The organism is Butyricicoccus sp. AF35-5AC (assembly GCF_003477715.1).
Classification (GTDB): domain Bacteria; phylum Bacillota; class Clostridia; order Oscillospirales; family Butyricicoccaceae; genus Agathobaculum; species Agathobaculum butyriciproducens.
The window spans coordinates 1-20,938 of the sequence record NZ_QUDX01000004.1 but is presented as its reverse complement, the minus strand read 5'-3'; the positions used below and the strand labels follow the sequence as shown (position 1 = coordinate 20,938).

Annotated in this window: 21 protein-coding genes; 13 read left to right on the top strand and 8 right to left on the bottom strand. The window is 52.8% G+C overall.

The window, feature by feature from the left end; genetic code table 11:
- The first annotated feature begins 1 nt into the window (after position 1).
- Together DWZ82_RS06860 and gyrA are read left to right on the top strand one after the other, a co-directional pair.
- A complete protein-coding gene (locus tag DWZ82_RS06860) occupies positions 2-1,024 on the top strand; it encodes a threonine aldolase family protein (protein ID WP_118479714.1) in 1,023 nt (340 codons plus the stop codon).
- Positions 1,025-1,087: 63 nt separating this feature from the next.
- A complete protein-coding gene (gyrA, locus tag DWZ82_RS06855) occupies positions 1,088-3,661 on the top strand; it encodes a DNA gyrase subunit A (protein ID WP_118479712.1) in 2,574 nt (857 codons plus the stop codon).
- 91 nt (positions 3,662-3,752) lie between these two features.
- Here gyrA and DWZ82_RS06850 read toward each other — a convergent pair whose 3' ends face one another.
- The 4 genes from DWZ82_RS06850 to proC all read right to left on the bottom strand — a co-directional run bounded on the left by DWZ82_RS06850 (position 3,753) and on the right by proC (position 6,785).
- A complete protein-coding gene (locus DWZ82_RS06850) occupies positions 3,753-4,352 on the bottom strand; it encodes a zinc dependent phospholipase C family protein (RefSeq protein ID WP_118479710.1) in 600 nt (199 codons plus the stop codon).
- A gap of 218 nt (positions 4,353-4,570) precedes the next feature.
- Positions 4,571-5,440 carry a radical SAM protein gene (locus tag DWZ82_RS06845; RefSeq protein WP_442861222.1) on the bottom strand — a complete coding sequence of 290 codons (870 nt, stop codon included), beginning with the start codon at positions 5,438-5,440 and terminating at the stop codon, positions 4,571-4,573.
- 81 nt (positions 5,441-5,521) lie between these two features.
- On the bottom strand, positions 5,522-5,839 hold the full coding sequence (locus DWZ82_RS06840) for a hypothetical protein (protein WP_117491180.1): 318 nt from the start codon (positions 5,837-5,839) through the stop codon (positions 5,522-5,524).
- A gap of 139 nt (positions 5,840-5,978) precedes the next feature.
- Entirely contained in the window at positions 5,979-6,785 is an 807-nt protein-coding gene (gene proC, locus DWZ82_RS06835) for a pyrroline-5-carboxylate reductase (RefSeq protein ID WP_118479706.1), read from the bottom strand.
- Positions 6,786-7,054: 269 nt separating this feature from the next.
- Here proC and DWZ82_RS06830 point away from each other — a divergent pair, with 269 nt between their 5' ends.
- A complete protein-coding gene (locus DWZ82_RS06830; protein WP_118479704.1) occupies positions 7,055-8,455 on the top strand; it encodes a sodium-dependent transporter in 1,401 nt (466 codons plus the stop codon).
- A gap of 252 nt (positions 8,456-8,707) precedes the next feature.
- Positions 8,708-9,145 (top strand): ribonuclease HI, encoded by a 438-nt coding sequence (gene rnhA / locus DWZ82_RS06825; RefSeq protein WP_110435770.1) that lies wholly within the window; start codon positions 8,708-8,710, stop codon positions 9,143-9,145.
- Positions 9,146-9,397: 252 nt separating this feature from the next.
- Here rnhA and DWZ82_RS06820 read toward each other — a convergent pair whose 3' ends face one another.
- The 3 genes from DWZ82_RS06820 to epsC are packed head-to-tail and all read right to left on the bottom strand — an operon-like array spanning position 9,398 to position 10,942.
- On the bottom strand, positions 9,398-9,757 hold the full coding sequence (locus DWZ82_RS06820; protein ID WP_118479702.1) for a sulfite exporter TauE/SafE family protein: 360 nt from the start codon (positions 9,755-9,757) through the stop codon (positions 9,398-9,400).
- Positions 9,754-10,113, bottom strand: a complete 360-nt coding sequence (locus DWZ82_RS06815; RefSeq protein ID WP_118360541.1) for a sulfite exporter TauE/SafE family protein — start codon at positions 10,111-10,113, stop codon at positions 9,754-9,756. Before DWZ82_RS06815 ends, DWZ82_RS06820 begins: the two co-directional genes overlap by 4 nt.
- 52 nt (positions 10,114-10,165) lie before the next feature.
- A complete protein-coding gene (epsC, locus tag DWZ82_RS06810; RefSeq protein ID WP_279217437.1) occupies positions 10,166-10,942 on the bottom strand; it encodes a serine O-acetyltransferase EpsC in 777 nt (258 codons plus the stop codon).
- A 97-nt stretch (positions 10,943-11,039) separates the two neighbouring features.
- Between epsC and DWZ82_RS06805 the strand changes: the two genes are divergently transcribed.
- The 6 genes from DWZ82_RS06805 to DWZ82_RS06780 all read left to right on the top strand — a co-directional run bounded on the left by DWZ82_RS06805 (position 11,040) and on the right by DWZ82_RS06780 (position 18,528).
- Positions 11,040-12,239, top strand: a complete 1,200-nt coding sequence (locus tag DWZ82_RS06805; RefSeq protein ID WP_118360539.1) for a nucleotide sugar dehydrogenase — start codon at positions 11,040-11,042, stop codon at positions 12,237-12,239.
- 143 nt (positions 12,240-12,382) lie between these two features.
- Positions 12,383-13,768, top strand: coding sequence for an alanine/glycine:cation symporter family protein (locus tag DWZ82_RS06800; protein WP_118479949.1), 1,386 nt, complete (start codon positions 12,383-12,385; stop codon positions 13,766-13,768).
- 140 nt (positions 13,769-13,908) lie between these two features.
- The gene (locus DWZ82_RS06795; protein ID WP_442861219.1) at positions 13,909-15,399 is read left to right on the top strand and encodes a Na+/H+ antiporter NhaC family protein; all 1,491 of its coding nucleotides are present in this window, start codon (positions 13,909-13,911) and stop codon (positions 15,397-15,399) included.
- Positions 15,400-15,518: 119 nt separating this feature from the next.
- Complete coding sequence (locus DWZ82_RS06790) at positions 15,519-16,877, top strand: MATE family efflux transporter (RefSeq protein ID WP_118479700.1); 1,359 nt, start codon at positions 15,519-15,521, stop codon at positions 16,875-16,877.
- A gap of 659 nt (positions 16,878-17,536) precedes the next feature.
- On the top strand, positions 17,537-17,914 hold the full coding sequence (locus DWZ82_RS06785) for a TnpV protein (RefSeq protein WP_118265303.1): 378 nt from the start codon (positions 17,537-17,539) through the stop codon (positions 17,912-17,914).
- Between the two features lie 47 nt (positions 17,915-17,961).
- Positions 17,962-18,528: a CPBP family intramembrane glutamic endopeptidase gene (locus tag DWZ82_RS06780; protein WP_118265302.1), complete on the top strand. Its 567-nt coding sequence runs from the start codon at positions 17,962-17,964 to the stop codon at positions 18,526-18,528.
- Between the two features lie 99 nt (positions 18,529-18,627).
- Here DWZ82_RS06780 and DWZ82_RS06775 read toward each other — a convergent pair whose 3' ends face one another.
- Positions 18,628-19,434 (bottom strand): helix-turn-helix domain-containing protein, encoded by an 807-nt coding sequence (locus DWZ82_RS06775; protein WP_118479699.1) that lies wholly within the window; start codon positions 19,432-19,434, stop codon positions 18,628-18,630.
- Positions 19,435-19,917: 483 nt separating this feature from the next.
- On the opposite strand from DWZ82_RS06775, the gene DWZ82_RS06765 reads away from it, so the two are divergent.
- From DWZ82_RS06765 to DWZ82_RS06755, 3 genes are read left to right on the top strand one after another with little or no spacing between them, the layout of a single operon-like run.
- The gene (locus DWZ82_RS06765; protein ID WP_002592123.1) at positions 19,918-20,106 is read left to right on the top strand and encodes a hypothetical protein; all 189 of its coding nucleotides are present in this window, start codon (positions 19,918-19,920) and stop codon (positions 20,104-20,106) included.
- The gene (locus DWZ82_RS06760; RefSeq protein ID WP_118479698.1) at positions 20,103-20,444 is read left to right on the top strand and encodes a DeoR family transcriptional regulator; all 342 of its coding nucleotides are present in this window, start codon (positions 20,103-20,105) and stop codon (positions 20,442-20,444) included. Before DWZ82_RS06765 ends, DWZ82_RS06760 begins: the two co-directional genes overlap by 4 nt.
- Positions 20,437-20,733 (top strand): DUF3847 domain-containing protein, encoded by a 297-nt coding sequence (locus DWZ82_RS06755; protein ID WP_118050417.1) that lies wholly within the window; start codon positions 20,437-20,439, stop codon positions 20,731-20,733. Before DWZ82_RS06760 ends, DWZ82_RS06755 begins: the two co-directional genes overlap by 8 nt.
- Positions 20,734-20,938 lie beyond the last annotated feature (205 nt).

Below are 20,938 nucleotides of genomic sequence, written 5' to 3'. Positions count from 1 at the left end.
TATGCTGTTTTTTGAAAATGATTACGGTTATGGCGCACACCCCAAGGTTTTAGAACATCTGGCACAGACGAATATGGAGCCGGTTTCCGGCTACGGCAACGATAAATTTACCGCTTCGGCGGCAGAAAAGATTAAAGCAGCGGCGGACTGCCCGGACGCTCAGGTGTATTTTCTGACCGGCGGCACACAGACCAACATGGTCGTCATTGATACGCTGCTCCGTCCGTATGAGGGCGTTGTAGCGTCCTCCTGCGGTCATGTGAACACGCATGAAGCCGGCGCCATCGAGTCCACCGGACACAAGGTGCTGACCGTTCCGCATAAGAACGGCAAGCTGGATGCGGACGATCTCCGTGAATATGTTCAGACCTTTTATGCGGACGCAAGCCACGACCACATGGTATTTCCGGGCATGGTTTACATTTCACATCCGTCCGAATACGGCACGCTTTACACGAGAAACGAGCTGGAGCGCATTTCTGCCGTGTGCAGAGAGTTTTCCATGCCGCTGTTTCTGGACGGTGCACGCCTTGGCTACGGCCTTACGGCGGATACCGATGTGACGCTGCAGGACATTGCCAAGCTGACTGATGTGTTCTACATCGGCGGAACCAAGTGCGGCGCGCTCTGCGGCGAGGCGGTTGTGTTCACGCACGGCAATATGCCGAAACAGTTCGTCACGATGGTCAAGCGCCGCGGCGCAATGATCGCCAAGGGCCGTCTGAACGCGCTGCAGTTCGATGCCCTGTTCACCGACGGGCTGTATGAGGAGATCTGTGCACCGGCGGTCAAACTCGCCATCAAGCTGCGGGACGGTCTCAAAGCAAAGGGCTATCGCTTTGCGATCGAGTCCCCCACCAACCAGCAGTTCATCATTGTAGAAAACAGCAGACTGCCTGAACTGAAAACCAAGGTAGTTTACAGCTTTATAGAGAAATATGACGCGGAGCATACGGTCATCCGTCTGGCGACCAGCTGGGCGACGACCGAGGAGCAGGTGGACGAGCTTCTGAATATACTCTAAGCGTAAAACTCAGCTGAGAATAACTAAAACAGCTGAATAAGCCAACAATTCTGGAGGCAAAGAATGAGTCAAGAATACGAACAGCAGAAAATCATGCAGGTCGATCTCGAACGCGAGATGAAGAAAAGCTATATCGACTATGCAATGAGTGTTATTGTCGGCCGCGCGCTGCCGGATGTGCGCGACGGCCTCAAGCCGGTACACCGCCGCATCCTGTACGCCATGTACGAGGACGGCCTGACCTCGGACAAGCCCTACCGCAAGTCGGCAACGACCGTCGGTAATGTGCTCGGCCGCTACCATCCGCACGGTGACGCATCGGTTTACGACGCGATGGTGCGTATGGCGCAGCCGTTCTCGCTGCACTATCCGCTGATCGACGGTCACGGCAACTTCGGTTCCGTGGACGGCGACCCTCCGGCAGCTTACCGTTACACCGAGGCCCGCATGGCCAAGCTGGCAAACTACATGCTAGCGGATATCAAGAAAAACACGGTCGATTTCCAGCCGAACTTCGATGAGGAGCGCCAGGAGCCGGTCGTACTGCCTTCCCGCTTCCCTAACCTGCTGGTGAACGGCTCGTCCGGTATCGCGGTCGGCATGGCGACCAACATCCCGCCGCATAATCTTTCCGAGGTCATCGACGGCACCTGCTATGTCATCGACCATCCCGAGGCGGAGATGGACGAAATCTGCCAGTTCATCAAGGGACCGGACTTCCCGACCGGCGGCGTGATCATGGGCCGCAGCGGCATCCGTGCGGCTTATGCAACCGGCCGCGGCAAGATCAAGGTTCGCGCAAAGACCGAGATTGTAGATCTGCCGAACGGCAAGAGCCAGATCGTTATTACCGAGATCCCGTACATGGTAAACAAGGCGCGTCTGGTCGAGTCCATGGCAAATCTGGTCAAAGACAAGCGCATCGACGGCATCACGAACATTCAGGACCATTCCTCTCGCGAGGGTATGCAGATTGTCGTGGATGTTCGCCGCGATGCCAACGCGCAGGTCATCCTCAACCAGCTGTTCACCTATTCGCAGCTCGAGGATACCATTTCGATGATCCACATCGCACTCGTGCCGGGTGCGGGCGGCAAGCTGCAGCCGCGTGTGCTGACGCTGCGCCAGATCCTCGACCAGTATATCGGCTTCCAGAAGGACGTTGTCGAGCGCCGCACACGCTTTGACCTCAAGAAAGCGCGCGATCGTGCACACATTCTGGAGGGCCTCAAGGTCGCAACCGACAATATCGACCGTATTATTGCCATCATCCGCGCTTCCAGAAACGAAGCTGAAGCCAAGGAAAACCTGATGGCAGAGCCGTTCTGGATTGATCAGATTGCGCTGCTCGGCATCGTGGACGGCTCGGAGCACTTCGAGTTCCACCTTGACGAGCCGCAGGCGCAGGCCATCGTAGATATGCGTCTGGGCCGCCTGTCCGGTCTGGAGCAGGAGAAGATCAACGACGAGTATAAGGACCTCGAGAGCCGCATTGCAGGTTTTGAGGAAATTCTGTCGTGCGATGCGAATATTCTTGCTGTTGTCAAGCAGGAGCTGCAGGAAATCAAGCAGAAGTACGGCGATGAGCGACATACCCGTATCGAAAATGTAGCAGATGAGATTGACATTGAGGATCTCATCGAGCAGCAGGACTGCGCCTATACCCTCACCCACTTCGGCTATATCAAGCGCCAGCCGACCTCGGTTTACCGCGCACAGCGCCGCGGCGGCCGCGGTGTTTCTGCGATGAGCACCCGTGAGGAGGACTTCGCAAAGGATATCTTCACCGCGTCCACGCATGACACCATCCTGTTCTTCTCGGATCGCGGCAAGGTTTACAAGCTGAAGGGCTACCAGATTCCGGAGACTGGACGCTCGGCGAAGGGTATGAACATTGTTAACCTGCTGGAACTGGAAAACGGCGAAAAAATCACCGCAATGTTCCCGATTCAGGAGTTTGCAGACGATAAGTTCCTGTTCTTCGTCACCCGTCAGGGTATTGCAAAGCGCATCGTACTGAGCGACCTGCAGAACATCCGCCGCGCGGGTCTGCGCGCACTAAACCTCAACGAGGATGACGCATTGGTTGACGTTCGCCTGACTGACGGCGAGCAGAACATCCTGATCGCCACCCACGAGGGCAAGGCCATCTGCTTTGATGAGAACGAGGTTCGTGCAATGGGCCGTGTGGCTACCGGCGTGCGCGGCATCAAGCTGGCCGAGGGCGATTACGTTATCGGTGCGGCGCGTGCCCGCAAGGACGCATTTGTGCTCTCCATCACCGAGAACGGCTACGGCAAGCGTACCCCGGTTGAGGAGTTCACCGTGCATCATCGCGGCGGCGGCGGCATGATGCTGCATAACCTGACCGAAAAGACCGGTCTGGTGGCAGGCATCGCGGTTGTAGACAGCGAAAACGATGTTATGATCATCACCGATGATGGCGTTATCATCCGTACCGGCGTTGAGGAGATCCGCGAATGCGGCCGCGGCTCGCAGGGCGTTATCGTAATGCGCACCGGTGAGGACGTGAAGGTTATCTCGATTGCCCGCACGGACAAGGAGGAGGAAGACCCGGCAGAAGCCGAGGAAGAAACCTCTGAATCCGCTGAAAACGCAGAGTCCACCGAAGAATAAACAGCAAAAGACGAGTCTGTTTGGACTCGTCTTTTTGTGTCTGAAAAACAGAAAAACCGCCTGTAAAGGCGGTTTTTTGACTTATACAGTTTTACGCGGTAGCGACTGCAGTATCCTCGATCTGCTCGTAAACGATGCTGATGATAGACAGCACCACGGTAGCGGTAGCGATGCAGATATGCTGCAGATCGTCGTTGATGCCATGCGGCTTAGTCGAAGTGCGGTAAGCCTCGTGCATCGTGGAAATGCGGTTCACGAGTGTGTCCACGGTCGTGGGCGGAATGATGGGACTTGCCCATTTCTCAAACTTATCTTCGGTCATACGGCGACGAATTACCAGTGCAACGCGCTTTTCATAAACATAATGTGCGAGCAGATTGTGCTCGTAGATATCGTCGTTGTGCGGGTAGGTGAAAAAGTCGGTCATGTAGTGGCAGATTTCGCCGAGATCGACCGACAGCTCGCGTCCGTTGGTACGCCCGATGGTATACTTGTGCGTAAAAGTGCGGATTTTTTCCATCACCTCATCCATCATAATGGACGGGTTATGGCGTTTGGTGAGGTAAGTACCGGTCAGATCCGGTTTCAGATTGCCGTAAATAAAACCGCTCTGATCAAAGGTCACGCCGCAGGTCTGCTCAACGTAATCCATCAGCAGATTTGCAACGCGAATGTGGGATACGGAATCCATTTATCAGTCCTCCAAGACGGAACATATGTTAATGCTAACAGTAAATATTAAATTAACAATTTCTTAACACCCGAAAAGCATCCTCTCCGCTTTTCACGATTAAAGATAGTATAGCACACTTTTTGCACATTGTCTCGCTTTTTTGAAAATTGTAACGCAAACAACACAGAATGTTAACAATTTTGCGGATTATCACAATTTAAGTTGCATTAAATTGGTTATCTTGCCCGGTATTGCTCGCTCTTGAATTTGATTTTGCCCTCAAGTGCCTTGCGCAGACGTGCACACATGGCTTCCCTGTCCTGATTGAGCGTGCCCGCCAGATTAACGTAGTTAGACGCGTGATTTGCACGGAAAATACTGCCCTCGGAGTCGATATGCTCGAGCAGGATGAGGGTTTCGTGCGCGATTTCAATCGGGTTCATCAGGTAGAAACGGCCCTCCTGCCAGTCGCGCATGAGCGGTGTCGGCAGCTCAAACAGCAGGGTCAGCAGGCCGATGTACTCCGGCTTCATGCGGGAGAGTGCTTCTGCGGTCTTGATGGCGTGCTCCTCGCTCAGCTCCAGCGAGCCGAGACCCGCAATGCAGGTAACGGACAGCTTCATGCCGGCTTCCTTGACCATCAAGCCTGCACGAACGATCTCATCGGCGGTTTCGCCCTTGTTGATGCGGCGCAGTACCTCATCCGAGCCGGATTCCAGACCCAGATAGATCATCTCCAGACCTAAATCGTGCAGCATGTTCAAATCTTCCTGCTTTTTGCACAGAATGGACGCCGGAGAGCCATAGCTGGTAACGCGTTCACACTCCGGAAATACCTTCTTGATGTAGCGCAGGATTTCGGCCATGTGCTCGGGACGGCACATCAGCGCATCGCCGTCTGCCAGAAAAATACGGCCGACACGGCGGTACATGCGGCGTGCTTCATCAAAATCTGCTTTGACCTCCTCCAGCTTGCGTACGTGGAAACGCTTTTCCTTGTACATATCGCAGAAGGTGCACTTGTTGTGGCTGCAGCCGATGGTGACCTGCACAATCAGGCTGTATGCCTCAGAGGGCGGACGAAAAACTCTGCCTTCGTATTCAATCATGGGTAAAAACTCCTTATTTTAGCTATTTGGATAAACAAAACGGACGGAGTATTCCGTCCGTTTGCTGGTAACATTGGGTTAGTCCTCTTCGGCTTCCGGCTCTTCCTCGGCCTCAGCCTGCGGCTCCTCAGCCACCGGTTCAGCTGCCTTGGGCGCATCGTCAAATGCGTCCTGATATACCGAAGTATCCGCACACTCCTCTGCGCATGCGCAGGAGGCACAGTCGGACTCGGCACGCATCATTTCCTCCAGCTCATCCATGGCCTTCAGTTCAGCCTCGTGGTAAACTTCCTCTTCACGCTTTTTCTGAAGCATGACAAGCGCTGCGGTAGCACCGGCTGCACAGGCAAGGCTGGTCAGCAGCAGACCTGCTTTCACCTTGGTAGAATTTTTCACGGTATCCACTCCCTCTCAAATGATGCGGAACTATTTTCATAATAAAAATCAATTAAACAAAATACAGCGTAAATGCCGATTAAGTGCTTTGCCTATACTTTACCATACGGACGGAGCAAAGTCAATGCTAACGGCACATTTAGCCGAGCTCATAGGCGCGCTTAATGCATTTATCGCAGGCTTCCGACACGATTCCGTACAGATCACGATCCTCAAGCACCTTCATGCCCTCAATAGTGGTGCCGCCGGGCGAGCACACCGCGCGGATCAGCTCTGCCGGCGTCTTATCGCGGCGCAGCAGCATTTTGGCCGAGCCGATCATGGTCTGACAGATGAGCGTCAGCGCGTCGTCCTCGTTGATACCGTGCTGCTTCGCGCTCTGCACAAACGCGTCTGCATAGGCATACAGGTACGCCGGAGCCGAACCGGCATACGGAATGACCTCGTTGAGCATGTTCTCCTGCTCAAACGTGACGGTAACGCCCATGGTGTTGAACAGTTCACAGAGTTCGGACAGCTGCTTGTCGGTTGCGGCCGCATTCTTAACCAGCTGGGTTGCGCCCTCGCCGAGCATAAGCGGCGTGTTCGGCATCACGCGGATCATTGCGGTGTCCGCGCCGAGCGCACCCTCCAGCTTGGCGAAGGTCACGCCTGCGGCAATGGATACGACAAGCGGCTTTTCTCCTTCAAATTTCGCCAGATTCGGCAGGATTTCGTCAAAATTCTGCGGCTTGACGGCCAGCAGCACGATCTCGCTTTCTGCGTAGACCTCGGTATAGTCACCTGTGACGGCGTAGCCCTTGGCTGCATGAGCGGCGCGTTTTTCCTCGCTGCGGTTGAACATCAGAACCTGCTCAGGCGTGAAACGGCCTGCGCGCACTGCGCCTTCCGCGATAGCGGTACCCATGTTGCCGGCACCGAGAACACCGAATTTGTATTTTTTCATGTCAATACACCTCGTTTATGGTTTATTTTCATATATGCTTAAAGATAGAGAGCAGCCCGCTCTGCGGAAGGAATGCTGCCGTTTCTTTCAAATTATGGCAGATAAAACAATCATATCTGATAAAAGATATTATAGCACAATGGACTTTTCCTGCAAACAGCTTGTGAAAAACTTTCGGATATGGTACAATAAAAATACTTTTATTTCATTATGGCTGTCATTTCGAACAGGCTAAAAGATATTGTATGTAAGGGAGTAAAACACAAAACATGGAACAAAAAAAGAGAAGCAGCTTCTCCAGCCGAATTGGTTTCGTGCTGGCGGCGGCAGGCTCGGCGGTAGGTCTGGGCAACCTTTGGCGATTCCCCTATCTGGCGGCACGGTACGGCGGCGGTATTTTCCTGCTGGTGTATCTCATTCTCGCGCTGACGTTCGGCTTTTCGCTGATGATTACCGAGATTGCCATCGGACGAAAGACCCGTCTGTCTTGTATCGGTGCGTACAAGGCGCTTGATAAGCGGTTCGGATTCCTCGGCTGGCTGGCGGCGTTCGTGCCGTTCATCATCACGCCGTATTACTGTGTTATCGGCGGATGGGTTATGAAATACCTGTTCACCTTTATCAGCGGCAACGCACTGGAGGCGGCCGACAACGGCGGATTTTTCAGCAGTTTCATTGGCTACGATGCGGGTTCGCTGTCCTCGACGATTTTCAGCTTAAATGGACCGACCCCGTGGTTCATCCTGTTCGTGCTGGCGACCACCATTGTCGTTATCTTCGGTGTTGAAAAGGGTATCGAGAAGGCGAGCCGTATCATGATGCCGATTCTCGCCATTCTGGCGATCGTTATCGCAATCTACTCGCTGACCATTCCGGGTGCACTGCAGGGTCTGAAATATTATATTCTGCCCGATTTCTCGCAGTTTTCGGTATCTACCGTGCTTGGCGCGATGGGACAGATGTTCTACTCGATGTCGCTGGCAATGGGTATTATGATCACCTACGGCTCCTATATGCAGAAGGAAAATCTGCTTGAGCACTCTGTCACCCAGATTGAGATTTTCGACACGCTGTTCGCGTTTGTGGCCGGTCTGATGATTATTCCGGCGGTTATCGCGTTCAACGGCGGCGATCCGTCTCAGGTAAACAGCGGTCCGGGTTTGATGTTCATCACTCTGCCGATGGTATTCGACTCCATGAAGTTTGGCACCATTATCGGCGCAGTATTCTTCCTGCTCGTGCTGTTTGCGGCGCTGACCTCCTCCATTTCGCTGATGGAAACACTGGTTTCCGTGCTGATGGACAAGGCACACATGAAGCGCAAGACGGCTACCATCGTTATTACGGCAAGCTGCCTGCTCATTGGCATGCTGTCCTGTCTTGGCTATGGTCCGTGGGCAACGATTACCGTTATTGGCATGCAGTTCCTCGACTTCTTTGACTTTATTTCCAACTCCGTGCTCATGCCGATCGTGGCGCTGCTCACCTGCATCCTGATTGGTCATGTAGTCGGCACCAAGGTCATCGCAAACGAGGTAAAGGAAGGCGCCGGTTCGTTCCACCGCGAAAAGCTGCACCGCGTTATGGTGCGCTGGGTGGCTCCGGTGATGCTGGCAGCGATCCTCGCTTCCGAGTTGGCAACCAAGGTATTCCACCTTTTCACTATCTAAAGGCAACACCGCACAATTAAAGCCGCGGCTCCTTGCGCAGGCTCCGGTCGCGCTGCCGCGGCGCTTTGCGGAAATTTTGCGCCCTGATTTTGGCTTCGGTTCCTTGCGCGAGTTCCGTCCGCGCTGCCGAGATTTCTTGCAATACGGCAAGTATTGCTGCAAATTCGCGCCTCATCAGTACGCAAAATTTGATCGCAAATCGCTCTTGTTCAATGATGCGGTATTGCCTAACACTCTCACAGGAGAAAACCAATGAAAACTGTAACCATTTACACGGATGGCGCGTGCTCGGGCAATCCGGGTCCCGGCGGCTGGGGTGCAATCCTGCAGTACGGCAAGGCGGAAAAGGAGCTTTCCGGCTCCGAGCCGTCCACCACGAACAACCGCATGGAGCTGCTCGGTGTAATTACCGCCCTCGAGACCCTCAAGGAGCCGTGCTCGGTCGATCTGTATTCGGACAGCAAATATGTTGTTGACGGCATTACCAAGGGCTGGGCCAAGGGCTGGCGTGCGCGCGGCTGGGTTAAAAGCGATAAGAAACCCGCAAAAAATCCGGAACTCTGGGGTCGTCTGCTCGATTTGCTGGATAAACACGAGGTGCGGTTCCATTGGGTCAAGGGTCACGCGGATAATCCATATAACAACCGCTGTGACGAGCTTGCCGTCGGCGAGTATCAGAAGTATAAGTAAGGCTGTCGCGAAACTACAGTTTCGCCGACAAGCAGGAACGGACCGTGGGCCGTTCCAAAGTCGTCCGAAAGTTCCTATACAGAAACTTTCTCCCTCCAGAAGTGTAAAAACCGAGATACATGCTCCCGGTTTTTACGAATTTGCGAAGCAAATTCTATTTTACGCGCGCTACAGCGCGAATTGGATGGAGCGACAGGAATATCCACTCTTTAGACAAACTGAACACCTTCTTCACATTTGGTGAGGAAGGTGTTATTTTTTGCGTAAAAAGGTCTCTTTTACGCCGATATAGAGTAAAACCACACCGAAAGCACGCCGCAGCAGATCGGTGTCCACTCTTGCGGCAAGCAGCGCCGCAAGCACGGACGTCACCACGCCTGCCGGTACGCAGCATTTGACCGCGTCCCTTTCGATGAGTCCGTTTTTGCGATGCGAAATCAGCGCTGCAGGCGCACACGAGAGAAAATACAGCAGGTTGATGCCGCCCGCCTGATACTGCCCTGTCCCTTCAAAAAGTGTCAGATACAGCAGCAAAAGTGAGCCGCCGCCAATGCCAAAGCCGCTTAAAATACCGGTCAGCAGACCGATTGCGACCGCAAGTACCGCGCTCACAGCAGCAGGACGGCACGGATGCCGCCATAGAGAATCAGCACGCCGAATGCACGGCGCAGCCAGTCCGCCTTTACCCTGCCGAATAGCTTTCCGGCCAGCACGCCGCCTGCCGCGCCGCCGAGCAGATACGGCACCGCCTGCCCAATCGGCAGACCGCCCTTTAGCCAGTAAATCACCGCTGAGACCGCGCACAGCGGGAAAATTACCGCGACTGAGGTCGCAAATGCGCGCTTCTGCTCCATGCCGCACCAGGAAATCAGCAGCGGTACGAGGAATAACCCGCCGCCCGCCCCGAAAAATCCGTTTGCTGCGCCGGAAAGTGCACCGGTGACCGCATATTTTACTGAAATTTTCATAAAAGAAACCCTCCGGTGACAGTTTGCACCGAAGGGCTTGCTTTTATGTGTATTATTTGTCGGCTTCGCGCTCGCGTTCCTCTTCCTTTTTGAGCTTCTGCTCGTTGGCGTAAACACGGTTCTGCAGACGGCACAGCTCCTGTGCAAGCGGGTCCGGCAGGTTGACCTGGTCGAGTGCATACGCCGGAGACGGACCGACACGCTGACCGGCAATCTTGACGACGCGCGCTTTGATGCCGACAACCGTGGAATCCGGCGGAACCTCCTGCAGTACGACAGCATTCGCGCCGATACGGCTGTTGTCACCCACCTTGAACGGTCCGAGAACCTTCGCGCCGGTCGAAATAAGCACGTTGTTGCCGATGGTCGGATGACGCTTGCCGGTGTCGTGACCGGTACCGCCGAGCGTTACACCGTGGTAAATCGTGCAGTCATCACCAATCTCGGCGGTTTCACCGATAACGATGCCCATGCCGTGGTCAATAAACAGGCGTTTGCCGATCTTGGCGCCCGGGTGGATCTCAATACCGGTCATATGCCGTGCAAACTGCGACAGTGCACGCGCAAGAAAGAAATGCTTGTGCTTGTACAGCCAATGCGCCTGACGGTGGTAAAACAGGGCATGAAAGCCCTGATAGAGCAAAACAACTTCCAATGTGGTGCGTGCTGCCGGGTCACGGTCCCGGATCGAGCGTGCATCCTCGAGCAATCCCTTAAAAATCATAGTATCCCTTCCAAACTTTAGGGGTATAAAGCAGTATATGCAATCGGAAGATAAAAGGTTCCGACAGCCGTTTATGATACTTGCATAAACGAACGATAGTATCATTATAGACTCTTTTCGGTGAAAATTCAAACACTACGTTGAATTCCGTGAAAAAAGTGGTATAATGTAAGAAGATTATGCTGAACGAGGTACGAAAATTATGAAAATTACTGTCATGGGACTGGGTTATATCGGCCTGCCGACGGCGATTACGCTGGCTGAGGCCGGTTTTGAGGTCTGCGGCTTTGACGTAAACAAAAATACCATCGAGACCCTGCAGGGCGGTCATATCCATATTGTAGAGCCGGGTCTGCAGGAAGCCTTTGAAAAGGCTGTTGCACACGGTCATCTGCATTTTTCCGAAGAGCTTGGCAAGTCCGATGTATTCTATATTTCGGTTCCGACGCCGTTTTTTAAGGACGAGAACGGCAGCCACAAGGCTGATTTGCGCTTTGTAGAGTCTGCAGGACGTATGGCAGGCAAGGTGCTCGAGCCGTCCAATCTGGTCATTCTGGAGTCCACCGTGCCGCCGCACACCTCCGAGATGCTCGCGCGTGTACTGAGCGAGGAATCCGGCATTCCGATGAATGAGATTCACGTTGCACATTGTCCGGAACGCGTTATCCCGGGCAACATGATGTACGAGCTGAAGAACAATGACCGCATCGTCGGCGCCCGCACGCCGGAGGCTGCCGAAATGGCGGCATCCATCTACGAGAAGGTGCTTGAGAAGGGTGTCGTTCACAAGACCGACGACCTGACCGCCGAAATGTGCAAGCTGACCGAGAATACCTTCCGTGATGTCAATATCGCTTACGCAAACGAGCTGTCCGTCATCTGCGACAAGATGGGCATTGACGTATTTGAGCTGATCAAGCTGGCAAACTGCCATCCGCGTGTTAACATCCTGACTCCGGGTGTCGGCGTCGGCGGCCACTGCATCGCAGTTGACCCGTGGTTTATCTACGAGCAGTTCCCGGCGGAGGCTAAGGTTATCCTTGCGGCACGCGAGCGCAACGAGAACAAGCCGCACTTCGTCGCTGACAAGGTTGTAGCCAGGATGAAGAAGGTAACCGACACGGTCGGCGTGCTTGGCTTGTCCTACAAGCCGGACGTTGACGATCTGCGTGAGTCGCCGTCTATCGAGCTGTGCCACATCCTGCAGGAAAAGGGCGTAAAGGTTATCGCGTGCGAGCCGTTCGCCAAGGACACTGAGGTGCAGAACATCCCGAACGTATCGTTCGAGGAGGTTCTCAAGGCAGATTATCTGGTCATCACACTCGGTCACACACTGTTCAAGGAGAATAAGGACAAAATCGCAGAGAAGCCGTACTTCGACTGCGTTGGTCTGATGGAATAAGTTTGCAAATAAAAAAAGCCGCCCGGTTGGGCGGCTTTCTGTTGTTTGAAGTAGGAATTAGTCGTTAGAAATGAGTGATTATGGGCGTTCTGCCGCTGAAATCCGGTTCATATAATGCGGAACAGGGGAGAGGTGGGATGCCGATGGACAATATCTTACAGGTAAATGAGCGGCTGCGCGGCCTGATATGGGGCGCGCCCATGCTGATTTTGCTGCTCGGCACCGGATTGTACTTCACGGCGGTGACCGGAGTTTTTCAGGTGCGGTACTGCGCGCTCTGGCTGCGGAAAACACTGTTTTCCTGCTTTACCGGTGCTGCAAGACGGACAAGCGGCGGCGTTTCTCCGTTTGCGGCCATGTGCACTGCGCTTGCCGCGACGGTCGGCACGGGCAACATCGCCGGTGTGGCAACCGCGCTGACGCTCGGCGGTCCGGGCGCGGTATTTTGGCTGTGGGTAAGCGCATTTGTCGGCATGATGACCGCGTTCGCAGAGAACACGCTCGGCATGCTCTACCGTGAAAAGGGATGCGACGGCAGCTGGCGCGGAGGAGCCATGCTGTACCTGAAAAACGGTCTGCGCAGTCCGCTATTGGCGGGAGCCTTTGCGCTGTTCTGCGTGCTGGCATCGTTCGGTATCGGCAATATGAGTCAGTGCAACTCAATCGCGCAGGGACTTTACAGTTCGTTCGGCATATCGAGCGGGATCGTCGGCACGGTGACCGCGGTTTTGCTTGGCGCGGTGCTGCTCGGCGGCCTCAAACGGCTGTCCCGCGTGACGGAAACGCTCGTACCGTTCATGGCGCTGTTCTACATGGGCGGTGCGGTCGTTGTGCTGTGGGTGCATCGGGCGGCGCTGCCGCAGGCGTTCGCGCAGATTTGCTCGATGGCATTCGATACGCGGGCGGGCACAGGCGGCGCACTCGGCTACGGCATGACGCAGGCCATCCGCGCGGGCGTGTCGCGCGGCGTATTTTCAAATGAAGCCGGGTTGGGCTCATCCGTCATGGTGCATGCTGCCGCAGACGCAAAAGAGCCGTGTGAACAGGGGATGTGGGCGGTGTTTGAGGTGTTCTTCGACACGATTGTGATGTGCAGCGTCACCGCGTTCGTCATTCTCACGAGCGGGGTATATGACGTAAGCCGCTACGCGCTTGCGTCCGGAACGCCTTTGCTTTCTCAGCTGACAACCGGTGCACAGCTTACCGCAGAGGCGTTCTCCACCGTATTCGGACGGTTCGGCAGGGGATTCGTTGCGGTGTCGCTCGCGCTGTTTGCATTCTCGACCCTGCTCGGCTGGTCATATTACGGACAGCGTGCAGCGGCCTATTTGATGGGGGAGCGGGTAATTCCGGTCTACAAGGCGGCCTTTCTTCTGGCGGCGGTAGCGGGTTGCATGATGCGGCTGGAGCCGGTGTGGGCGCTCAGCGACACGTTCAACGGCTTGATGGCGCTGCCTAATCTGGCGGGCGTGCTGGCGCTTCGGCGGCAGGTGATTGCGGAATGGTGTCGCTATAAACGCAATTTATGACGTTAAACCATTGCAAGTTGCACAAAAATATCCTTTCGGACGGAAAAAACCGGATTAGCACTTGTAAATCCGGTTAAATCCATATAAAATAGAATGGAATTGCGGACACGATATGTCTGCGTATAAGGGGGAAATAAGGAATGGACATTACGGCAACTGTCTGGACATTGCTGCCGCCGATCATTGCAATCGCGCTTGCGCTGATTACGAAGGAGGTTTACTCCTCACTGATGATCGGTATTCTTTCGGGTGCGCTGCTCTATACGGGCTTCCATCCGCTGAAAGCCGTCGAGACGACTTTCACCATCATGGGCAGTAAATTGGGAGATAATATCAATATTTGTATCTTCCTTGTATTGCTTGGTATTCTGGTTTCGCTGATCACAAAATCGGGCGCGTCACGCGCATACGGTGAGTGGGCGGTCAAGACCATCCGCAGCCGGCGCGGCGCGTCGTTTGCGACCTCGTTCCTCGGAATGTTCATTTTCGTGGACGATTATTTCAACTGCCTCACCGTCGGCACGGTCATGCGTCCGGTTACGGACAAGTACAGCATTTCCCGGGCAAAGCTGGCGTACATCATTGATGCTACCGCCGCTCCGGTCTGCATTATCGCTCCGATTTCCTCGTGGGCGGCTGCAGTCGGCTCGTCTCTGCCGGAATCGAGCACGATGGACGGCTTCTCGCTGTTCCTCAAGACCATCCCGATGAACCTGTACGCGCTGCTGACGCTCGCATTCCTCATCTGGCTGATGGCGGCGGACTTCGACTTCGGTGTGATGAAAAAGTACGAGCTTGCACACAAGGATGACGATCTCTCTCTGATTGAGGAGACCCACGTTGTAGCCGGCTCGGGCAAGGTTTACGACCTGATCCTGCCGATCAGCGTACTGATCGTGCTCTGCATTGCAGGCATGCTGTACACCGGCGGCATTCTGGACGGCGCAAACGTTGTTGAGGCGTTCGCAAACTGCGATTCTTCCACCGCACTGGTGCTCGGCTCGTTCTTTACGCTGCTGTTCACCTTTGTGCTGTACATTCCGCGCAAGGTGCTGTCCTTCGGTCAGTTCTGCGAGGCGTTTACCGAGGGCTTCAAGGCAATGGTTCCGGCCATCCTCATCCTGACGCTCGCGTGGACGCTGTCCGGTGTGTGCCGCGACGAGTACCTCAACATCGGCGGCTTCGTATCCTCTGTGGTGAATGCGGAATCCACCATCGGTATGTTCATGCCGGCGGTATTCTTCCTCATCGCGCTTGGTCTGGCCTTTGCGACCGGTACCTCCTGGGGCACGTTTAGCATCCTGATTCCGATTGCTATTGCGGTATTTGGCGATGCACCGTCCACCATGCTGGTCATGACCGTGGCAGCCTGCCTGTCCGGTGCGGTCTGCGGCGACCACATCTCGCCGATTTCGGATACGACCATCCTCGCATCCGCGGGTGCACAGTGCAACCACATTGATCACGTTTCCACGCAGATGCCATACGCGCTGATGATCGCGGCGATGAGCTTTGTAGGCTTCCTTGTCGGCGGTGTGACCGGAAACGGCATTCTGGCGCTTGGCGTAGGTGCGGTACTGTTGGTGCTCACTATTGCGGTTATTACCGCACGTCAGAAGAAAAAGGCGTAACAACGTCAATTAAAGTCGTAAAATTATGCTCTCCCTTCGGGGAGAGCATAAAATTGCAATAAACCCCATTTTATCCGGTCAAAACCGGATAAGCAGACTCCCGAAAGAAGGTATCCCGTTTGACCACTGACCTTACCGTCGGAAAAACGTCACAGAAGCTGTTCTGGTTCTCGATTCCGCTGCTGCTCAGCGTCGCGTTCCAGCAGTTGTACCAGATGGCTGACTCCATCATCGTAGGCCGTTTTGCCGAAACTGTAGAAGCCGGTGAGTTGGCGCTGGCCGCCGTCGGCGCCAGCTATCCGATCACACAGCTGTTCGTTGCGGTCGCAACCGGTATCAACATCGGTACCGGCGTGCTCGTCTCGCAGCTGTTCGGCGCAAAGCGTTATCTGCGCATGAAGACCGCCATCTCGACCGCACTGCTCACCACCACGGCGGTAGCACTGCTGCTGACGCTGATCGGCGCTGTCGGCACGACGGGCATTATGAATGCGCTGTCCACGCCGGAGAATATCTTTGCGGACGGCTCACTGTATCTGCGCGTGTATGTGTTCGGTCTGCTGTTCCTGTTTATCTATAACGTGTGTACGGGTATCTTCAATGCCATGGGCGACAGCCGAACGCCGCTGATCCTGCTTGTGCTGTCCTCGGTCGGCAATGTCATTCTGGATATGGTATTTGTTGCCGGTTTGCACTGGGGCGTTGCAGGCGTTGCATGGGCGACGTTTATCGCGCAGGGCGCGTCCGGTGTTCTGGCGTTTGTGCTGCTGCTGCGCCGTGTACGCTCATTTGATACGGGCAACCATTTCGTTCTGTTCGCGCCCGAAATGCTGCGCCGCCTGACCAACTACGCCGTGCCGTCTATCGCACAGCAGAGCTTCGTATCGGTCGGCAATGTTGTCATCCAGTATTACATCAACCTGTGCGGTGCGACCGTCATCGCGGGATTCTCGGCGGCAAACCGCGTCAACCAGTTTGCGCTGACCTGCTGTATGTCGTTCGCTTCGGGTCTGTCGAGCTACGTTGCGCAGAATATCGGCGCCCGCAAGATGGACCGCATCGGTCCGGGTCTCAAATGGGGTGCGGTGTATTCGCTCGGCCTGTCCGTGGTGTTTATGGCGATCTATCTGCCGTTTGCGAACAAGATCATCAGCCTGTTCGTTCCGGCGGGCAGTGCCTCCGGTGTTATTGATGTCGCACGAGGCTACCTGTTCACGGTTGTGCCGTTTTATCTGGTCGTATGCACCAAGTTCGTATGCGACAGCGTCCTGCGCGGCGCCGGCGCAATGCGTCCGTTCATGGTAACGACGTTCTCCGACCTGATTATCCGCGTGGTGCTGTCCATTGCACTGTTCTATGTGGTCGGCAACGAGCACGGTATCTGGCTCAGCTGGCCGATTGGTTGGTTCCTCGGCTCGGGTCTGTCGGTGTTCTTCTATAAGTCCGGCGCATGGAAAAAGAATCTGCCTACATTCTAACCGGCCGTAAAATTGTAAATGAAAGGGTTTCCTATCGGGAAACCTTTTTTCATGCCTGTTTATTGAGAATCTGCATAACGACACGGCTGACAATTTCTCGCTTTAGGGCAGGGCCTTTCTGCATTTCGTTCCCACAAAACTGCATTTCGTGAAAAAGACGTTCCGGCTGATCGAAAATCTGCTATGGTATAAGCACAGCAGATAACACGGAAGAAGCGGACAGCACCGTCGAGTAACGGTTTCTTCGATACCGGCTGATGAATTGCAAGGTCGCAGCTTCCGCAATATGAAGAACAACTCCTCATAATTGAGATACCCCGCCGGATGGAAAGCGAGTATAATTCCGTTCGGCGGGGTACTGTTTTGCACGGAAAAAACGAGGCGCACATGCCGTTCACAGGGATGGTGGGTTTTGAAATTGCGTGACGATTGCGGCTCTGTATGGTATGATGGAGAAAAACAGCAGGAGGCGTTTGGGTGAGGATACTTTTTGTTTGCCACGGCAGGATTTACCGGGCATGATGAAAAGTCTCAAATCGTCTCATAAGCCCCGTTTTTAAGCGTTTTTTGTGCTTCAGTCTCAAATTTACCAAAGATTTACCAATATTTCTGGAGAGCCAGACTTGCAAAAAAATGAGCCAGAATGAGGAGATTAAAACATGAGCGAATTGAAACCAAGAATAACGGAAAACGGAATTGATTATATCCTTGTTGGAGATTACTACATCCCAGACCTGAAACTGCCGGAAGAACATCGCCCCATTGGAAAGTATGGACGGCTGCACCGGGAATATTTAAGGGAAATCCATCCAGCCCGATCGAACACATTGACCTTGACTGGGGAGTTATGGACATATCTTTCAGACCTGAACGAACAGGCACAGGAACGGTTAGACACCATCATGGAGCAGATGAAAATTGCCGAGGGCGTAACCGAGGAATTAAAGTGTACCCGTCAAATGGAATGGGTGCGGCGGTGCAATAATATCCACAATCGGGCAGAAGAAATTGTTTTGCATGAGATAATTTATTCATAATAGTATGGTGTCAGGATTATGACAAATCAGAGGTTAAAAGGTGCGTTATGTTAAAAAGCATAGGGTTATATTTTAGAAAAATAGATTTTCTGAATTTTGCAGTTGGAGCTATAATGCCAATCATTGTATTGTTTATAGTTTATTCATCAGTCAAATCAAATATAATTCTTCAAGACACTGATTTTTTATCACTGTTGATGAATCATAAAGGGAAATTCATATTTTACTTTTTCGTGTCCTTTATTGAAGAAGTTATTTTTAGAGGAATTATTTTTGGGCTGTTGCTGCAAAAATGTAAAAATAAGTATTTGAGTTGCGTAATAGCTGCACTTATTTTTACACTACCACATATTTTTAATACCGATAATATTTCTGTTCTGGTAATGTTTATTTTTCCTTTTCTATATGGAATATTTGCCAATGAAATGTTTTACACTACAAAGAGTATTTGGATGCCCACAGGGTTTCATTGGTTATGGAATTATACAATAACAAGTTTGTTTCTTGTTACAGGAACACAAAGTTTCATATATGTACATATCATAGTAGCAATGATTATAATGATACCGTTGTTTTACATTGTTATTGGGAAAACACGCCTAAGTGGCGATTGATAGCTTACAGTTTATCGCTTTATACAATATCAACTGAATAACCACAGCACAAACCGCTGCTACATGGAAGCCAACAAACCATGCAACAGCGGTTTTTCTTTACCGTTTTTTCCTCTGGCTGATAGGCGTTCCCATTTTCTTTGACTTCTTGAGAATACGAATGAGCCAGCGAAATTCTTCATCTGACAGATTTTTATAGTTGATACCAAGCTGCTTACAGTAAAGGACAACCAGCTTTTCATCCCGGCTGCCCTTGAAATTTTTAACCGCTTCCAGATTTTCTTTCAGTTCATCGGCAACGGTGGTCTGGGGTGCACTCTCACTGTCCTTTTTATGGGCTTCCCGAATATCCCGGATAATGAGGTTGAGGTCATCCCGTACCATCTGACTGAAATACTCATCATCGCTGATATGGGCAGCTTGCAACACTTTCAAATGGGGGTCATCTTCGCCGGGGCGATACCGTTCAATGATTTCATGCCGGACAGTATCGACAAGGGCGTTGAGGTTTTGAATCTGCATGGTGGCAATCCCATCCACATAAATCTCAATGTCCGTAAGAAACTTGATAAAATCCTTATGTGTAGCAAGTTCGCACAGCAGACGGTTGTTAATCCGACCGCTTTTCAGAAGTGCTACCATCTCATCACTCAAATGCAGCTCCCTTAATGGCGTGTTGATCTCCGCCCGGTTCTCTGTCCGGCAAAAGAGATAATCGAGGGACACCCCATAAAAATCTGCCAGCAGGATAAGGTTGCCATGATTGATTTCCTTATAGTCATCTTTTTCATAACTGCCAAGAGCCGATTTTGAAATACCCGTTTGCTCTGCCAGTTCTTCCAGTTTTAATCCTTTGTTTAATCGTAAATCTTTTAGCCGTTCCTGTATTGTAGTAGCTCCGTTCATTGAAGCAGTTCCCCCTTCTGACAACATTTATAACCGTTGAATTGATTATACCATATCAATTCCGCAATCGTGGAAATTTCTGATTTTTACCTCTGATTCCTACTTTGTGGACATACGGCACAGGGCACAAAAATGTTCTATGATACAGGTAGTTCATCGATGGATTATTCCAATCGAATGACCAGCCTGTGTGGGATATGCTTCCCCGGCGATGTAGTGCCATGACTTTTGGCAGGGATATGGAGGAACCCTGACCAAAACGAGCGTACCAAAGGGAGCGATACGCCGCTGTGAGATTCAGGGGAGGAACGACACCAGGGAGAACTGGCGAACTGACACCGAAATGATACCGAAACACGACAATCTGATAGGGGGGCAGTCTACCCTATCGCTGATACTTCGGGGAATTTTAGGCAGCTCTATGACCATAATTTTGCCGAAAATCGCCCCGAAACCATACACGAAAACGGGAGGAAGCGCAATATGCCGAGAATGAGCAAAAAGAGGAAGCATGAGCTTTCCTTTTACCTCAATGACCGGGGGCGTGTCACTTACAACGAGTTATGCCGGAAATGCCAGCATGGATGCAGGCAGAGCTTCCGGGCGGTTGTGGTTGACTGCCCCCGTTATTTATCCAAACGAGCAAAGAAAAAGGAGGAACATACCGAATGAATTTTGAATTTATGACGATAGACACACCATTGCCGCCCTGTATGCCCTTTCCCAGAGCATTGACAGGATTTCCAGTCAGCAGCACCGCAAAGGTCATGTACTGCCAGATGCTGGATGCTATGATCTTCAACGGGCAGGAGGACGAGAACGGAATCCTGTTTGTCTGCGTTCCTGTTACAGCCATTGCCGCTGTCCTGTCCCGCAGCCCCATGACGGTCAAGCGTTCTCTGAATGAACTGGAAACTGCCGGACTTATCATGCGGGTGCGTCAGGGCGTGGGAGAACCAAACCGGATTTATGTGCTGATACCGAGAAAGGAGGACGCTGTCCTTGCCTGATACCTCAAAGCTGGAAAAGCTCAACCGGGAGTTGGAAAAAAGCGAAAAGAAACTGCGGAAAGCCATCAATGATGAAAAGGCATTGCAGCACCAGTTAAAGCAGCTTACCCGAAAGGAACGGACGCACCGGCTCTGTACTCGTGGCGGTATGCTGGAAAGTTTTCTGCAAGAGCCGGAACGCCTGACAGATGATGATGTCATGTTGTTGTTGAAACTTATTTTTCACAGACAGGACACGCAGGAACTATTAAAAAAACTGCTGGAACGGGAGAAGCCGGAAATCCCTTAGTTTACTAAGGGCGCAATTATACACCACCCAGAGGTTGGTGCATTGCGTTCTCCGAAGGCTCCTCGCCGGAGGGCTGTGATTTGTGCGAGCAATGAGCCGAACGAATATGCTTGCATATTCACTCGGCGAATGCCGCAGCAGCCGACAGAATGTCGGCTTCCGCGGTCATGGTCTGCTCCAAATCATACAGGGGACGCTACGCTTC

What these genes read in the sequence shown, in the direction of transcription:
- DWZ82_RS06760 (WP_118479698.1), top strand. Translation starts at nt 20,103, where the DNA reads ATGAATTTTGAATTTATGACGATAGACACACCATTGCCGCCCTGTATG.
- DWZ82_RS06780 (WP_118265302.1), top strand. Translation starts at nt 17,962, where the DNA reads ATGTTAAAAAGCATAGGGTTATATTTTAGAAAAATAGATTTTCTGAAT.
- DWZ82_RS06785 (WP_118265303.1), top strand. Translation starts at nt 17,537, where the DNA reads ATGAGCGAATTGAAACCAAGAATAACGGAAAACGGAATTGATTATATC.
- DWZ82_RS06830 (WP_118479704.1), top strand. Translation starts at nt 7,055, where the DNA reads ATGGAACAAAAAAAGAGAAGCAGCTTCTCCAGCCGAATTGGTTTCGTG.
- DWZ82_RS06775 (WP_118479699.1), bottom strand. Translation starts at nt 19,434, where the DNA reads ATGAACGGAGCTACTACAATACAGGAACGGCTAAAAGATTTACGATTA.
- DWZ82_RS06815 (WP_118360541.1), bottom strand. Translation starts at nt 10,113, where the DNA reads ATGAAAATTTCAGTAAAATATGCGGTCACCGGTGCACTTTCCGGCGCA.
- proC (WP_118479706.1), bottom strand. Translation starts at nt 6,785, where the DNA reads ATGAAAAAATACAAATTCGGTGTTCTCGGTGCCGGCAACATGGGTACC.
- rnhA (WP_110435770.1), top strand. Translation starts at nt 8,708, where the DNA reads ATGAAAACTGTAACCATTTACACGGATGGCGCGTGCTCGGGCAATCCG.
- DWZ82_RS06800 (WP_118479949.1), top strand. Translation starts at nt 12,383, where the DNA reads ATGGACAATATCTTACAGGTAAATGAGCGGCTGCGCGGCCTGATATGG.
- DWZ82_RS06765 (WP_002592123.1), top strand. Translation starts at nt 19,918, where the DNA reads ATGCCGAGAATGAGCAAAAAGAGGAAGCATGAGCTTTCCTTTTACCTC.
- epsC (WP_279217437.1), bottom strand. Translation starts at nt 10,942, where the DNA reads ATGATACTATCGTTCGTTTATGCAAGTATCATAAACGGCTGTCGGAAC.
- DWZ82_RS06795 (WP_442861219.1), top strand. Translation starts at nt 13,909, where the DNA reads ATGGACATTACGGCAACTGTCTGGACATTGCTGCCGCCGATCATTGCA.
- DWZ82_RS06850 (WP_118479710.1), bottom strand. Translation starts at nt 4,352, where the DNA reads ATGGATTCCGTATCCCACATTCGCGTTGCAAATCTGCTGATGGATTAC.
- DWZ82_RS06860 (WP_118479714.1), top strand. Translation starts at nt 2, where the DNA reads ATGCTGTTTTTTGAAAATGATTACGGTTATGGCGCACACCCCAAGGTT.
- DWZ82_RS06805 (WP_118360539.1), top strand. Translation starts at nt 11,040, where the DNA reads ATGAAAATTACTGTCATGGGACTGGGTTATATCGGCCTGCCGACGGCG.
- gyrA (WP_118479712.1), top strand. Translation starts at nt 1,088, where the DNA reads ATGAGTCAAGAATACGAACAGCAGAAAATCATGCAGGTCGATCTCGAA.